Source organism: Chryseobacterium sp. GW823-FHT05E08 (assembly GCF_058795655.1).
On sequence record NZ_JBXAHY010000001.1, the window covers coordinates 1,244,274 to 1,258,424 of the forward strand.

The window sequence follows — 14,151 nt, forward strand, 5'->3', positions numbered from 1 at the left end:
ACAATTAAAAACAATTATTATGCAAGATTTTTTATTAGTAATCCGTAGGGATATTACAAGCGCAAACCCAACTCCAACAGCTGATCAAATGAAAGAAGCAATGAAACCTTACCAGGAATGGGTAGCAGGAATCGCTGGTCAGGACAAATTGGTTGGTACCCCAAAACGTTGGGATGCTGATGGAAGGGTGATTACAAGTACAGAGGTTACAAATGGACCTTTTGGAACAGGTACAGATTCTATTGGAGGATTATTCCTTATCAAATCTGAAAATTATGAGGAAGCCGTTGCTTTGGCACAAGGTTGCCCGATCATTAAATACGGAGCTACAGTGGAGGTTCGTATGGCAATACCGGTAGCTTAAATTTAATAAGCATGCTTTCCGATTCTATAAAAAGAAAGCATGCTTTTTCTTCCACGAATACATTTTTTTTAAACTTAAAACTATAATATCATGAAATGGTCGCTCGGTTTTTTCACAAGTTCAATAGGCAGAAAAGTAACAATGTCGCTTACTGGGCTATTCCTTATCAGTTTTCTGTTGGTTCATATGACAATAAATGCTCTAATTTTCGTTAACGACGGTGGTAAGACATTTACAATTGGGGCTCACTTTATGGCCACAAATCCAGTCATTAGAACAATAGAAATTTTACTGATAGTGGGTTTTCTACTTCATATTATTCAAGGTTTATTAATATGGAAAAAGAACCGGAATGCAAGACCAATAAAGTATGCATATAAAACCGAAACCCCAAATGTGACCTGGTACAGCCGAAGTATGGCACTTTTGGGCACTCTACTTTTATTATTTTTAGTGATACATACTTCAAATTTTTGGATACCCAACAGAATCAATCAGTTCCAGACAGGAGAAGAATTGCCATTATACAAAATGATGATCGAAAAGTTTCAAAATCCTTTGGAAGTGATCATTTATACTTTTGGATGCTTTACCTTATTCTGGCACTTGTATCATGGATTTAAAAGTGCTCTTGTATCACTAGGCATCTATCATTCAGGATGGAACCCTCTCCTATCACTTTTATGTAATATTTTTTCTGTTACCGTTCCTTTGGTTTTGGTAATGATGCCAATCTCAATTTATGTAGGATGGCTTAAATAAGACGCTATTATTTTATTTAAATTTTAAAAACAAAAAACTATAAATATTCAAATTATGAAAACAAGACTTTTAATCGGAAAAGTATATCCAAAAGGTTTTCAGGCTCTCAATGCGCTTGATCAAACCATCAAAGATTCGGATATAGATAAATGGCATCAAGAATTAATCAAAATACGGGCTTCTCATTTAAATGGCTGTGCATTTTGCTTAGATAAACATACACAAGATGCATTGAAACTGGGTATTGAACCAAGAACAATTGCCTTGGTGAACGTATGGAAAGAAGCTTTAAGCCATTTTACAAAAGAGGAACAATTAATTTTAGAAATCACTGAACAGATTACGAATATCGGTAAATCCGGACTTTCAAATAAGTTATTTGAAAAAAGCATTACAACGTTCGGGGAATCGCTTACGGCTCAAATTATCATGGCTGCAACGGTAATTAACGCATGGAACCGCATTGGTGTCGGTCTAAAAATGGAGCCTGAATTTGAATAGTTTAGAAAATAATTATGTACATCGGAAAATCATATAAACTCTTAGAATTCGTAGTCTGGACTAGAAAAAGTATCTATTTACTACTGATTATTAATATTATTCCGGTAGTTCTTTACGAAATAGTCGGGCTTAAATGGATTGCAATTTCATGGACGATCGTTAGTCTCCTAGGAACAGCCGCTGCATTTATTGTCGGTTTCAAAAATACGCAAACATATAACCGTACGCTGGAAGCGCAACAAATTTGGATCTCGATTTTGAATGCCAGCAGATCTTGGGGCGGAACTTGTAAAGATTTTATTGAAGATAGAGAAATACTCAATATTTTAATATACAGACATTTGGCTTGGCTGACGGCTTTACGTTACGAAATGAGAGAATTCCAGATTTGGGAGTCATCTAATAAGCTTCATAACAAAGAATATCAGAGATTTTATACCATTCCGGAACGAGAAATACCGCTAGAAAAAGAATTATCAAAATATCTGAATAATGAAGAACTTCAATACATCATGTCCGTTCAAAGTAAGCCTACACAGATTATTTCTTTGCAAGGAGATACGATTTCAAAATTGTATAAAACTCAGCAAATCGCCATTTTACAGTTCGTTGATATGGAACGCAGTATGAAAGAATTCTTTGTACTTCAGGGGAAAAGTGAACAGATTAAAAATTTTCCTTATCCAAGACAATATGCGATCATCAACTCGTTACTCGTTAACTTTTTCTGCATCTTACTTCCTTTTGGAATGCTTAAAGAATTCGACAAACTAAACGAAAATATTGACGGAATAATGAAAGGCAATATGGTATGATTGCTCATTCCCTTCAGCATCCTGATTGCATGGATTTATAAAGCTTTAGGGCAAGTTGGCGAAAGTACCGAAAATCCTTTTGAAGGCAATGCTAATGATGTTCCCATTTCTCACATTTCGCGTATTATAGAGATTGATTTGCGTGAAATGATAGGCGAAAAAAATCTTCCGCCAATGCTGAAACCTCAACATGATATCATTTCATAGACTCATTTCTAAATTATTATAGCCTAAAATAATGAGCTTTTAAAGAAATTTCTCAGATTCTTTATACAATCAGCCAAAAAACAAAAATTATGACAATACAGAATGAAAATTCAGACGGAAATTATTTTCCTCTTAGCCACGCTTTTGGAGAATTCCAAACTCAGGAAGAATTAGATACAGAATATGATGTTGAAAAAGCAGTACTTGAATTTCCTAAATATATAGACCTCTATCAATCTGAAAGTTTAAAAACACGCAACGAAATTTCGGTTTATGAAAACGTTCAATATGGGCAAACATTGATGGAAAGATTAAATGTCTATTCTGCGGAACAACCGGACGCCCCCGTTTTGATATTCGTACACGGCGGTTATTGGAAATTAGGTGTTGGTGAAGATTATGATTTTGTTGCTTCCGGTTTACACAAAGCAGGCTTCACAGTTGTTATTATTTCTTATGGACTTGCACCAAAAATCAGCATTCCGGAAATGGTTCGCCAGATTAGAGATTCTATTGCATGGACTGCTAAAAACATTCTTGATTTTAATGGAAATCCCAATCGCATTTTTATTGCCGGACATTCGGCTGGTGCCCATCTCGCGACGATGGCAGCTTTTACAGATTGGCAGGAATACGGACTTGGTAAAAATACAGTTAAAGGAATTCTAGCCATCAGTGGGCTGTACGATTTGGAACCGGTATCGCAGACTTTTGTACAGCCAACGGTAAGAATTACGGCAGAGCAAATTTTATATTTAAGTCCGATTCGTCTTATTCGTCCGAGCAATATTCCCATAATAGTTTCTTGGGGTGGCTTAGAAACCCAAGCTTTTATCAAACAATCTTCCAATTTTATTGATGCATGGCTAAAAGTTGGTAACAAAGGCCAAAAACTGATTGTTGAGAAAGCGCATCACTTTAATATTCTCGAAGAATTTTCAGAAAACGGTCTTTTTACCAAAGCAATTACAGAATTAGCTGCAAAAAATTCAGATTAATAATTAAAAACTTACTTATGAAAAACATTTGGCCTGCACTGTCTTACAAAGATGGAAAAGCAACATACGAAACATTGCAATTGTACACACAGGTTTTAGGAAAAATTAAACTGGCAATGCTTCCCTGGGCAAATCATTCATGGAATACCACTTTGCACATTACCACTTTTGGTCTCAGCACCCAAACAATTCCTTATCAAGATTTTAATTTTCAAATAGATCTGGATTTTGTCACCCATAAATTAAAAATATCTACAAGCAAAGGAGAAACGATGCAATTTGCACTTTACAATCTCTCTGTAGCAGACTTTTACAAACAAGTTTTTGATTTGCTTCACGAATTAAATATTGATGTAAATATCATGACGACTCCATCGGAAATTGAAAACCCGATTCCGTTTGAAAAGGATGAAATTCATGCTACCTATAATCCTATTCATGCGAACAATCTGCATCACGCACTTCTTCATATACACTCCGTTTTGATGATCTTTAGGAAAGATTTTACCGGAAAAGCAAGTCCGATTCACTTTTTTTTGGGGCGGATTTGATTTATCATTGGCCTTTTTTTCAGGAGAAAAAGCACCTCATCATCCGGGAAAAATACAGGGACTTCCAGATTGGGTTCTTCAGGATGCTTTCAGTCACGAATTAATGGATTTCGGATTTTGGAGCGGTACAGAAACAGTGCCGGAACCTTCATTTTACTGTTATATTTATCCTGAACCTGAGCTTTTCCACGCCGGAGAAATTTTACCTGAACAAGCTTATTATCATAAAGAAATCGGACAGTTTTTACTGCCGTATTCAGCGGTACAAGAATCTGATCATCCAAATGAATTGCTGCTTGAATTTTTGAAAAGTGCTTACAAATTAGGTTCAAATCTAGCCAATTGGAGTGATGATCTATATACAGCCGATAAAAATTACAAAAATGAGTACAACTAAAAAAAATATCGTAGTAATTGGTGGTGGTTTTGCAGGATTAAATTTTACAAGAAAACTTTTCAACAATAAATTCTATACTATTACTATTGTTGATAAAAACAATTACAATTATTTTACTCCACTTTTATATCAGGTTGCTACAGGATTTCTTGAAGCTGGAAATATAAGCTATCCTTTTCGAAAGTTATTTCGAGGTAAAAATATAAATTTCAGAATGTCGGGTGTTGATTTTATTGATACCAAAAATAATGACTTATATCTGAATGACGGCGGTACATTACCTTATGATTATCTGGTTTTTGCAGCAGGATCTAAAACAAATTTCTTTGGAAATGAATCTATTCAGAAAAAATCTCATTCGTTAAAAGGTATCGATGATGCTTTATATATGCGAAATGAATTAATAAAAACTCTGGAAAAAGCTTCCATTGAAAAAGATCCTCAGGAAAGACAAAAACTTTTAACAATCGTAATTGCCGGAGGCGGACCTACAGGTGTTGAAGTTGCCGGAATGCTCGCCGAAATGAAACATTATATCATTGGTAAAGAATATCCTGATTTAGATATTAAAACTGCTGAAATACATGTGGTAGACGGAGCCGGAAATTTACTTGAACCTATGAGTGACAAAACCCATGTTGCTGCCTGTAAAGAACTGGATCGATTAGGAATAAAGGTAAAATTGAATACACTTGTAGAAAATTATATCGATGATCAGGTCGTATTATCAAATGGTGAAATAATAGAAGCAAAAACCCTTATTTGGGCTGCCGGAGTTACAGCAAATACATTCAAAGGTATTCCGGCGGAAAGTCTTGGCAGAGGAAAAAGAATGCTTACAGACGAGTACAATTTGGTGAAAGGATTTGAAAATATTTACGCAATTGGTGATATTTCCCTGCAAACCAATGACAGCAATTATCCAAATGGACATCCACAACTTGCTCAACCGGCAATACAACAGGGAAAAATGTTGGCAAAAAATCTATTGGCTTTGGCAAAAGGAAAGCCGATGCAGGAATTTATATATTTTGACCGCGGCGATATGGCCATCATAGGAAGAAAATTTGCTGTGGCCGATCTTTTCAAGCATAAACTTCATATTGGTGGTTTAGCTGGCTTACTGGCTTGGCTCTTTATTCATGTAATGTCGCTTGTGAATTATAACAATATCATTAAAACTTTATACAATTGGTTGATTGCATATTTAACTCGAGATCAGGCATTGCGAATGATTTTCCGATCCGGAAATCGAGAAAGTGAAATTGAAGAACATCAGGTTGTTGCTAAAATTTATGAATCATCTAAAAATTAATAAATCTATTTTTTAATCTTAAAACTTAATACTATGAAAACTTTTTTTTCAAAAATAAATGATATTTTTTCCTGGAACAACCATACTCCAGAATTCAAACATACAGAAGACACCGCTGAAGGCGATGAAGGAATTGATGATTTTTCTATGGAAGAACCACCAGTAATTTCAGAGAACAATGAAGAAATTGATAATTTTAAGCAAAAGGAAGATTCAGAAGAAAATTAGAGAAATTTTGATGATCGTAAAATATTTTTAATAAGATAAAACCTCTAAAAATGAACAAGTTATTTGATATAATTCAAACTGAGAATAATTACGTGTATCTTATTCTTAGACTTGCTGCAGGGATAATCATTTTTCCTTACGGAATGCAAAAATTGTTTGGCTGGTTTGATGATCTTGGTGGAGGTATTGGTATTAAAGAAACTCTTTTACAGATGAAGGCAAAAAAAATCCCTGTTTTTATTACCTGGATGATCATAGCAGGACAGTCTTTGGGTAGCATTGCTCTAATAATTGGGTGTTTTGGCAGAATTGCCGCAATGGGTAATTTTATTATTTTTTCGGGTGCATTATTTATGCATCTTCCAGATGGCTGGACACTGAACTGGCTCAAAAAAAAGAAAGGCGAAGGTATTGAATATTTTGTATTGCTGTTAACAATTTTATTAATTATTGTCTTTAAAGGAAGTGGCGCTTTTTCTGTCGATTACTGGTTGATTTCTTCTAAATTTATAACCGGATGAATAGATAAATCTTATTAGTTAAGATGTTAAGATTTACACTTTTTTCACAAATTGTCCCGTCCTAAAATAAGTTGACAACAAATCGATTTATTTTAGGACGGGACAAACATAGAAAAATAAAAACCTGTGATTTATAGAGCTTCAGCCGATATTGAGGTTGGTATATTTAAATATAGTATCACCTAAATTATTCTCAAAAAACAATCATATCACTTCGCCTAAAAGTATAAAGAGTGCAATTATTGTAGTTGTTACTCCTAAGGGTAATTACCAAAAATACAAAAGGTTGTATTGAAGCTTAAAGGAGGAAGTGTAACTTATTAAATATCGGTTAATCTCTTTTATTGATTGAAAATATAACTTCAATGTACCAATTATTGCTTACTTCACAGTATAATTAAGCTACATATTCAAATCCGGAATAGAAATATCGAATCTCTCTTACTAGAAGTTTTTTTTCACTTGAATTCCCCCGTTTCGGTTAATCAATTCCCCGATTCTGTTATTTCTGTTTTTCTTGGTTGATGCAATTTTGTAGTATTAAAAGATAAGACATGAAAATTGTAATAACAGGTTCTTTAGGGAACATAGGAAAACCTCTCACTCAATTATTAGTTGAAAAAGGACATCAGGTAACTGTGATCAGCAGCAAACCAGAACGAAAATCTGCAATAGAAGAATTGGGTGTGATCCCTGCAATCGGAAGTATTCAGGATGCAAAATTTTTAACTGAAACATTTACCGGAGCTGATGCCGTATATCTTATGGAAGCTTGGGAAGGAATAGGCAGCTTATTCGATAAGGATATTGATTTTTTAGAAGAATTTAAAAAAATAGCACACAATTATGTAGAAGCTGTCCAGCAATCGGGTGTTACTCGAATTATTCATTTGAGCAGTGTTGGAGCGCATTCAGATCAAGGTACAGGAAGTCTTTTGGTTCATTATAACGTAGAAAAAATTCTGAAAACACTACCCGAAAATGTATCGATCAAGTTTATACGTCCAGTGGGCTTTTTTAGTAATGTTTACCGATGGTTGCCAATGATTCAAGCTCAGGGAGCTATCGTACAAAGCTATGGTGGAGATCGTAAAGAACCTTGGGTTTCTCCCTATGATATTGCATCAACGATTGCTGACGAAATGGGAAAACCTTTCCTTGGTAAAACGGTTCATTACGTAGCGAGTGATGAAGTTTCACCAAACGAAATTGCCCAGGCTTTAGGAAAATCTATCGGTAATTCAGATTTAAAATGGAAAGTAATTTCTTCTCAAGAATTATTAAACCAAATGCTTTCGGCAGGGATTAATGAATGGATTGCGAACGGAATGATAGCAATGCAGCAAGCACAGGAAAATGGAAGTCTATACGAAGATTTTTATCTCAATAAACCTGAATTAGGTAAAGTAAAATTGGCAGATTTCGCGAAAGAATTTGCGGAAGTGTATAACAATAAAATAAATTCATAAAATGAAAAAAGCATTAATAACAGGAGCTAACAAAGGAATTGGATTTGAAACTGCCAAAAAGCTTTTAGAAAACGGATATTTTGTTTTCATAGGAAGCCGAAATCTAGAGAATGGAAAATCGGCGGTACAACAACTTAATAAAGCTGGATTTGAAAATGTGGAAGCTATTCAGTTAGATGTAACGGACATTATATCTGTAGAAAATGCCAGAAAAGAAATTGGAAATAAAACTGAAGTATTGGATGTCCTGATTAACAACGCAGGAATCAACGGAGGCTTTCCACAAGCGGCCTTAGAAGCCGGAGCCGAAGCATTTCAAAAAGTAATGGATACCAATTTATATGGTGTTGTAAGGGTAACTCAGGCTTTTATTGATTTGCTTAAAAAATCAGATCAGCCGAGAATTGTTAATGTATCATCCAGCGGTTGTTCACTTACCTTACATTGTGATCCGGATTGGATATATTACAGTCACAAAGCGGCTGTATATCCCGCTTCCAAAGCAGCCATGAATATGTACACCATTAATCTGGCGTATGAATTGCGCGACACTGCTTTCAAAGTAAATGCAGTTTGCCCGGGATTTGTAGCGACAGATTTCAACGGTCACAGAGGTACTGGAACAGTTCAGGAAGGAGGAATCAGGATCGCTAAATATGCTATGATCGGGGAAGACGGGCCAACCGGAAAGTTCATCAGTGAAGAATATAATCCTGAAACCGGAGAGACACCTTGGTAATAAATTCAGTATTTTTGTTAGGTAGAGTACTAAGAATAAGAAAAAATTCTGAGTGTTTTATCCAACAGCTAAATAAGTCTTAAAAAGATGAGAAGTAAACAACAAAAGCTGCATAAATTTCAGTCATTATCAAAGTTTCATCAGATGTTTGGTTTACCAAAACCTGAACATCCGCTGGTAAGTTTTATCCGTCTCGAAGATATGATTATGCCATCGGAAACCTTGCCTGATTATCTGGTTTTAGATTTTTACAAGATTGCTTATAAAGATACTATCGGGAGAGCTAAATATGGGCAACACCATTACAACTTTGGCGAAGGCGGTTTGGTTTTTACTGCTCCCGGCCAATTATTTGAAAAACCTAAAAGCAAAAAAGGCAAAGGCAGTATCTTGCTGGTGCATCCGGATTTTTTCCTTTCATATCCTTTATCTAAAAAAATCAAACAGTATGGATTTTTTTCCTATGCTACCGATGAAGCGTTGCATTTATCCGAGAAGGAAAAAGAGACGATTTTCTCCGTATTTAAAATTATTGATGAAGAACTCAATAGCAGAATAGATGATTTTAGCCACGATGTTATTATTTCGCAGATTGATTTATTGCTGAATTACAGCAGTCGGTTCTACAAAAGGCAATTTATTACACATAAAGCTGTTAATGATGATTTAATTCAACAATTTGACGAGCTTTTAGATAATTATTTTAACCAAGAAGAAACATTGCAAAAAGGAATACCTTCTGTGCTTTATGTTGCTGAACAATTAAATGTTTCCGCAAGCTATTTAAGTGATATGCTACGTTCGTTAACAGGATTAAATACACAACAGCATATTCACAATAAATTGATTGAAAATGCAAAAGAAATCTTATCTACAACCAATCTTTCGGTATCCGAAATAGCATATCAGATGGGATTTGATTACCCTCAATCATTCAGCAGATTATTTAAAAGTAAAACCAATTTGACGCCTTTGCAATTCAGGGAATCATTTAATTGAGATTAATACACATGTTCAACAATTTGTAAAAAATGAATCGAAAGATAAAAAATCAGCTATTTTTGAAATGAATAAAATGAATACTATTATTTCCTTTTTTTTTATATTTCTGGCTTTCCAGATTTCTTTTTCACAACAAAAAATTGTGCTAAAATTAAAAATGAAATCTTCTTCAAAAGTAAATGTAAATGTAGCTCCACTCAAATATAATAAGCACATGGCATTTAGCTTTACGCTGGATGATGGATATCGATCTGCATTTACTTGTGCTTATCCATTATTAAACGGAGGAACGGTAAGCTCATCTATTCCAGACGAATACCATAGTGATTCTGGTGGTGATGGACAAATTTCCAGTGGCTTGTTTTATACAGATGGTTGCGGAAATAAAATACCTTTCAGATTAGCCATCGCTTTGAATGCTGGAATTGTCTATGATCAACCCGATAACCGCGCACGTTTATCATGGCAGGAAGTTACCCAACTTTATAATTCCGGTTGGGATATCCTGAATCATGGATATTATCATAAAACAGAGCACGGTACAAATTTCAATAATGAAGTTGCAGAAAATATCAGGGAGGTTAAAACAAAACTCGGATTTACTATGACGCAGTTTGTCGTTCCTGGTGGAAAGCATGATCCCGGTTATGAGCATGATTATGAAAACGATGCATTTTCAGCAGGAGCATTTTCTGTTGCATCTTATGTAGGACAAGGTCCTGTAATAACTGTCGGACAATCAGTTGACTTGAAAAATATGATTTATGCCCGTGATTTATTGAGCAGTAATAAAGACAGCCTTAACCTACATACTATTGGCAAACAGTTAGATAAAATGGAATCTTTAATGCAACAACCTCAGCCTGTTTGGTATAATGCATTTACACACAGCGTAGGTAATCAAAATCTCTGGACAATAAGCTTGCTGTATCCGGAATTCAAATACTTTATGACCAGTCTTTACGAACGATATGGCGAAAAAGGAAGCGACAAAATCTGGATGGCTCCCTGGCAACAGGTTTATGAATATATCTGGCTTAAAGACCGTGTTAAAACTAAAGTTGAACAACACGGAAATAATGTTAAAATTACTATAGAAGTTCCAGAAATTCCATCTGATTTTAGGCATAAAGCCATTTCATTGGAAGTAAAAACTACATCGACATTCAAAGTAGTTAAATCTGCAATCAATAGTACTGATAATGGTAACAGCAAACACAATTTAATAAACATTGAATTATAAAAGATTTTCATTGCAATCCTTAACGCTGATTTACTTTTAATAAACAATTTAATTAATGATTTAAAAATCGTGAATTCAAATTTTTATCCAACTTAAAATTATTTATTTACTGAACATTATAAAATATCCTGATATGTAAGTTTACTGATACAAACAATGGTGCCATTTGAACTGAAAAAACACCATTGTATAACCAACTAATCAAGTTTCCGACATTGAAGATGAATGTAGATTACTTCACAAGATAAGTCATTCCTCCGTCAACAAGCAGTTCAGCACCGAGCATAAAAGAAGAATCGTCGGAAGCCAAAAACACAGCTGCACTTCCGATATCAGAAGGTTGTCCTATCCTACCAGCGGGCACGGCTTCGGCGAATTGTTGCTTTACCGCATCAACTTGTTCGGCAGGAATAAACTTTTCAAATGCAGGAGTATCCGTTGTACCCGGTGTAATAACGTTGGCTCTTATTTTTCTGTCTAAAAGGTCTGTAGAAAATCCTTTTGCCAGATAAATTACAGCAGATTTCGCAGCGCCATAAAGTGTGAAAGAAGAATAAGCACGATGTGCAGCATTTGATCCGATAAGAATAACAGAACTACCGTCATTCAGATAATGTAAAGCTTTTTGGACTGTAAAATAAACGGCTTTCAGGTTTAAATTCATTAATTTATCATAGTCTTCTTCAGTGGTAGTTGCCACAGTTCCTACGCTTCCTGCACCTGCATTGGCAACCAAAATATCAATTTTTCCAAATTTCTCCGCTGTTATTTTAAATACCCTTTCAAGATCTTCAAATTTCGTCACATCTGCATTTACGGAAATAAAGCCATCTCCAAGAAGTGCTACTGCATTGTCTAAAGTTTCCTGATTTCTGCCGACAATCGCGCCTGTTGCCCCTTCATTTTTTAATGCCTCTGCAATACCAAGACCTATACCGCTATTTCCGCCGGTAATAACTGCCACTTTGTTTTTTAATTTACTCATAATTGTACATTTTAAAATTCTCAGATATTCTGTTCTGAATTATAGTACAAAGATATTTCCGCAGCATAAATGCACTCTTGATCTCAATCATTAAATGTACTTGATCTAAATCAATTTAAATATTTGAAACAGTATAATAATTATTTCACGGAAAGTAAAAAATGGAAAAGTAAAAACAGATGAGAAAACAAGATTAGCTTTATTTTGAATTTAATTTTTTCCGCAGCCTACTCAAGGTTTCAGGAGATAAACCTAAATAGGAAGCAATCGCATTTTGCGGAAACCGTTGTAGAAAGTGCGGGTAATTATTGCTAAAATCGGCATAACGTTCTTCAGCGGTATAACGAATTATGGTCTGCATTCTTTTTTGATTCGCAATCGCATTGTTTTGCTTGATGACCTCCATCATCGCAGAAAATGCCGGGATTGGTTTAAAAAATTCTTCCACCTGAGCATTGGTAACCTGTAAAACTTCAAGGTCTTCCATTGCTTCTATGTTATAGTTACTTGGTGTAAGATGATAAAAACTTTCAAAATCTGCAAGCCACCAATTTTCGATACTTAATTTTAGAATATTTTCATTTCCTTCTTCATCCACAGAAAATGTTTTGGCAGACCCTTTTACGATAAATCCGGTGTACTTGCATACATCGCCTTCCTGCAGAAAATATTGTTTTTTTCTGAACCTTCTGGGTGTCATATGAGCCTCAATGATCAATTTTTCACCCTCAGAAAGTATTTCTCCGGACAGTTTTTGAATGTAGTCGTAAAAAGCTTCAAAATTGGACATTTACAAGTATCTATTTGTTTGCAATTTACTAAAACGCCATTTAAAAAAAAATCCTCTTTATTGAGTTTTCTGCAATTGACTAAGTTTTGCAAATTCCAATGAGTTTGTGAATAAGGTCTTCTATTGGTCACTTATCAACTTTTAACAATTTATCTTCCAACTCTTTTAGAGAAATTCTTACATTTGGTTAATACCAATAACCTTAAAAATCCAAATATACAATATGAAAGCTATCCAATACTTTTTTCTTTTACTGTTTCCCGTCTTATATCTTTCTCAGGCTAACCCCGACAAATACATCATTGATGAAGATGGTATTACAGGCGAGAAAATAGAACAAACCAAAACATATGACGAAAATGTAAATTCCAACAATATCATATATTCAGTTGGTAGAAAATTCACTTACTCTTATTACTATCAAAATAAGAAAGATGAAAAATTTTTAATAAAAAAAGGAAAAGAAATTTTACAGCCTGAAGGTTATACAATATCAGATTGGGAGTTTGTCGATATTCAAAAACAAGACAATTTAACAATTGATAAGCTATTATTACAAGCTAGTTCAGGAAACCCATTTGCAAATATTCCGGGGTATAATCAAACAGCCATCAGTTATGAGTACATCATGAAGAATGGTGAGCCATTTACCCTGGAAACTACAGGTGCTGTTGAGAACGAAATGAATGTATGGATTCATCCTCCGAGAGGGAGTTTTTTCGAAATTTTAGAATTAAATCCATTTCCTTACATAAAAGCACCATACAAAATAGGAACAAAATGGAATTGGAAGTTGGATATCGGAGATCATTGGTCGGACAAAAGATGGCTGGAGTGGAAAGGCTCTATTGAAAATATGTATGAATACGAAATTGTAGGAAAGAAAAACATATCGACCAAACTTGGAAATTTAGAATGCTTTATAATTAATGCCAAAGCTAAAAGCAGAATCGGAGTAACAGAACTACTTTCTTATTTTAATCCTGTCTTTGGTTTTGTAAGACTCGAATACAAAAATATTGACGAAAGTAAAACAATTCTTGAGCTCGAAAAGGTTGAATAATAAACTATACCATTGACGATATAACTTTTGGATCATAAATAGCAGTTATTTTTGAAATTAGAAGTCAAAAATAAAATTAACTGATTTTTATAATAGTATCGAACTGCAAATTAAAAAAAGTCTGCTCATATGAACAGACTTTACCATAACCTAATTAAAATTAAAGAATTAAGCAGACATATGGGAAGTCTCCTAATAATT

Annotated in this window: 18 protein-coding genes; 16 read left to right on the forward strand and 2 right to left on the reverse strand. The window is 34.4% G+C overall.

Annotated elements, in window-relative coordinates:
- Nucleotides 1-19: 19 nt before the first annotated feature.
- The 15 genes from AC1Q7L_RS05705 (at nucleotide 20) to AC1Q7L_RS05775 (ending at nucleotide 11,112) form a co-directional block, all read left to right on the forward strand.
- Entirely contained in the window at nucleotides 20-364 is a 345-nt protein-coding gene (locus AC1Q7L_RS05705) for a YciI family protein (RefSeq protein ID WP_492306773.1), read from the forward strand.
- Nucleotides 365-454: 90 nt separating this feature from the next.
- Nucleotides 455-1,126, forward strand: a complete 672-nt coding sequence (locus tag AC1Q7L_RS05710; RefSeq protein WP_492306774.1) for a succinate dehydrogenase cytochrome b subunit — start codon at nucleotides 455-457, stop codon at nucleotides 1,124-1,126.
- 54 nt (nucleotides 1,127-1,180) lie between these two features.
- Nucleotides 1,181-1,627, forward strand: a complete 447-nt coding sequence (locus AC1Q7L_RS05715; RefSeq protein WP_492306775.1) for a carboxymuconolactone decarboxylase family protein — start codon at nucleotides 1,181-1,183, stop codon at nucleotides 1,625-1,627.
- Nucleotides 1,628-1,641: 14 nt separating this feature from the next.
- On the forward strand, nucleotides 1,642-2,442 hold the full coding sequence (locus AC1Q7L_RS05720) for a bestrophin family protein (RefSeq protein WP_492306776.1): 801 nt from the start codon (nucleotides 1,642-1,644) through the stop codon (nucleotides 2,440-2,442).
- Nucleotides 2,443-2,649 (forward strand): hypothetical protein, encoded by a 207-nt coding sequence (locus AC1Q7L_RS05725; RefSeq protein ID WP_492306777.1) that lies wholly within the window; start codon nucleotides 2,443-2,445, stop codon nucleotides 2,647-2,649.
- Between the two features lie 89 nt (nucleotides 2,650-2,738).
- Nucleotides 2,739-3,647, forward strand: coding sequence for an alpha/beta hydrolase (locus AC1Q7L_RS05730; RefSeq protein ID WP_492306778.1), 909 nt, complete (start codon nucleotides 2,739-2,741; stop codon nucleotides 3,645-3,647).
- A 17-nt stretch (nucleotides 3,648-3,664) separates the two neighbouring features.
- Complete coding sequence (locus AC1Q7L_RS05735) at nucleotides 3,665-4,198, forward strand: DUF5996 family protein (RefSeq protein WP_492306779.1); 534 nt, start codon at nucleotides 3,665-3,667, stop codon at nucleotides 4,196-4,198.
- Between the two features lie 7 nt (nucleotides 4,199-4,205).
- The gene (locus tag AC1Q7L_RS05740) at nucleotides 4,206-4,595 is read left to right on the forward strand and encodes a DUF5996 family protein (RefSeq protein ID WP_492306780.1); all 390 of its coding nucleotides are present in this window, start codon (nucleotides 4,206-4,208) and stop codon (nucleotides 4,593-4,595) included.
- Nucleotides 4,582-5,910, forward strand: coding sequence for an NAD(P)/FAD-dependent oxidoreductase (locus AC1Q7L_RS05745; RefSeq protein ID WP_492306781.1), 1,329 nt, complete (start codon nucleotides 4,582-4,584; stop codon nucleotides 5,908-5,910). Before AC1Q7L_RS05740 ends, AC1Q7L_RS05745 begins: the two co-directional genes overlap by 14 nt.
- 33 nt (nucleotides 5,911-5,943) lie before the next feature.
- Nucleotides 5,944-6,138 carry a hypothetical protein gene (locus tag AC1Q7L_RS05750; protein WP_492306782.1) on the forward strand — a complete coding sequence of 65 codons (195 nt, stop codon included), beginning with the start codon at nucleotides 5,944-5,946 and terminating at the stop codon, nucleotides 6,136-6,138.
- Between the two features lie 50 nt (nucleotides 6,139-6,188).
- Complete coding sequence (locus tag AC1Q7L_RS05755; RefSeq protein WP_492306783.1) at nucleotides 6,189-6,659, forward strand: DoxX family protein; 471 nt, start codon at nucleotides 6,189-6,191, stop codon at nucleotides 6,657-6,659.
- Between the two features lie 554 nt (nucleotides 6,660-7,213).
- Nucleotides 7,214-8,128, forward strand: coding sequence for an SDR family oxidoreductase (locus AC1Q7L_RS05760; RefSeq protein WP_492306784.1), 915 nt, complete (start codon nucleotides 7,214-7,216; stop codon nucleotides 8,126-8,128).
- Between the two features lies 1 nt (nucleotide 8,129).
- The gene (locus tag AC1Q7L_RS05765) at nucleotides 8,130-8,867 is read left to right on the forward strand and encodes an SDR family oxidoreductase (protein ID WP_492306785.1); all 738 of its coding nucleotides are present in this window, start codon (nucleotides 8,130-8,132) and stop codon (nucleotides 8,865-8,867) included.
- A gap of 87 nt (nucleotides 8,868-8,954) precedes the next feature.
- Entirely contained in the window at nucleotides 8,955-9,866 is a 912-nt protein-coding gene (locus AC1Q7L_RS05770; protein ID WP_492306786.1) for a helix-turn-helix domain-containing protein, read from the forward strand.
- 160 nt (nucleotides 9,867-10,026) lie between these two features.
- Nucleotides 10,027-11,112 carry a hypothetical protein gene (locus AC1Q7L_RS05775; protein WP_492306787.1) on the forward strand — a complete coding sequence of 362 codons (1,086 nt, stop codon included), beginning with the start codon at nucleotides 10,027-10,029 and terminating at the stop codon, nucleotides 11,110-11,112.
- A 232-nt stretch (nucleotides 11,113-11,344) separates the two neighbouring features.
- Here the strand turns inward: AC1Q7L_RS05775 and AC1Q7L_RS05780 are convergent, their stop codons facing one another.
- Both AC1Q7L_RS05780 and AC1Q7L_RS05785 read right to left on the reverse strand, forming a co-directional pair.
- Nucleotides 11,345-12,097 carry an SDR family NAD(P)-dependent oxidoreductase gene (locus tag AC1Q7L_RS05780; RefSeq protein WP_492306788.1) on the reverse strand — a complete coding sequence of 251 codons (753 nt, stop codon included), beginning with the start codon at nucleotides 12,095-12,097 and terminating at the stop codon, nucleotides 11,345-11,347.
- Nucleotides 12,098-12,296: 199 nt separating this feature from the next.
- A complete protein-coding gene (locus AC1Q7L_RS05785) occupies nucleotides 12,297-12,887 on the reverse strand; it encodes a Crp/Fnr family transcriptional regulator (protein ID WP_492306789.1) in 591 nt (196 codons plus the stop codon).
- Nucleotides 12,888-13,110: 223 nt separating this feature from the next.
- Here AC1Q7L_RS05785 and AC1Q7L_RS05790 point away from each other — a divergent pair, with 223 nt between their 5' ends.
- Nucleotides 13,111-13,950 carry a hypothetical protein gene (locus AC1Q7L_RS05790; protein ID WP_492306790.1) on the forward strand — a complete coding sequence of 280 codons (840 nt, stop codon included), beginning with the start codon at nucleotides 13,111-13,113 and terminating at the stop codon, nucleotides 13,948-13,950.
- The last annotated feature ends 201 nt before the right edge of the window (nucleotides 13,951-14,151 follow it).

What these genes read in the sequence shown, in the direction of transcription:
- AC1Q7L_RS05705 (WP_492306773.1), top strand. Translation starts at nt 20, where the DNA reads ATGCAAGATTTTTTATTAGTAATCCGTAGGGATATTACAAGCGCAAAC.
- AC1Q7L_RS05710 (WP_492306774.1), top strand. Translation starts at nt 455, where the DNA reads ATGAAATGGTCGCTCGGTTTTTTCACAAGTTCAATAGGCAGAAAAGTA.
- AC1Q7L_RS05715 (WP_492306775.1), top strand. Translation starts at nt 1,181, where the DNA reads ATGAAAACAAGACTTTTAATCGGAAAAGTATATCCAAAAGGTTTTCAG.
- AC1Q7L_RS05720 (WP_492306776.1), top strand. Translation starts at nt 1,642, where the DNA reads ATGTACATCGGAAAATCATATAAACTCTTAGAATTCGTAGTCTGGACT.
- AC1Q7L_RS05730 (WP_492306778.1), top strand. Translation starts at nt 2,739, where the DNA reads ATGACAATACAGAATGAAAATTCAGACGGAAATTATTTTCCTCTTAGC.
- AC1Q7L_RS05735 (WP_492306779.1), top strand. Translation starts at nt 3,665, where the DNA reads ATGAAAAACATTTGGCCTGCACTGTCTTACAAAGATGGAAAAGCAACA.
- AC1Q7L_RS05745 (WP_492306781.1), top strand. Translation starts at nt 4,582, where the DNA reads ATGAGTACAACTAAAAAAAATATCGTAGTAATTGGTGGTGGTTTTGCA.
- AC1Q7L_RS05750 (WP_492306782.1), top strand. Translation starts at nt 5,944, where the DNA reads ATGAAAACTTTTTTTTCAAAAATAAATGATATTTTTTCCTGGAACAAC.
- AC1Q7L_RS05755 (WP_492306783.1), top strand. Translation starts at nt 6,189, where the DNA reads ATGAACAAGTTATTTGATATAATTCAAACTGAGAATAATTACGTGTAT.
- AC1Q7L_RS05760 (WP_492306784.1), top strand. Translation starts at nt 7,214, where the DNA reads ATGAAAATTGTAATAACAGGTTCTTTAGGGAACATAGGAAAACCTCTC.
- AC1Q7L_RS05765 (WP_492306785.1), top strand. Translation starts at nt 8,130, where the DNA reads ATGAAAAAAGCATTAATAACAGGAGCTAACAAAGGAATTGGATTTGAA.
- AC1Q7L_RS05770 (WP_492306786.1), top strand. Translation starts at nt 8,955, where the DNA reads ATGAGAAGTAAACAACAAAAGCTGCATAAATTTCAGTCATTATCAAAG.
- AC1Q7L_RS05775 (WP_492306787.1), top strand. Translation starts at nt 10,027, where the DNA reads ATGAAATCTTCTTCAAAAGTAAATGTAAATGTAGCTCCACTCAAATAT.
- AC1Q7L_RS05780 (WP_492306788.1), bottom strand. Translation starts at nt 12,097, where the DNA reads ATGAGTAAATTAAAAAACAAAGTGGCAGTTATTACCGGCGGAAATAGC.
- AC1Q7L_RS05785 (WP_492306789.1), bottom strand. Translation starts at nt 12,887, where the DNA reads ATGTCCAATTTTGAAGCTTTTTACGACTACATTCAAAAACTGTCCGGA.
- AC1Q7L_RS05790 (WP_492306790.1), top strand. Translation starts at nt 13,111, where the DNA reads ATGAAAGCTATCCAATACTTTTTTCTTTTACTGTTTCCCGTCTTATAT.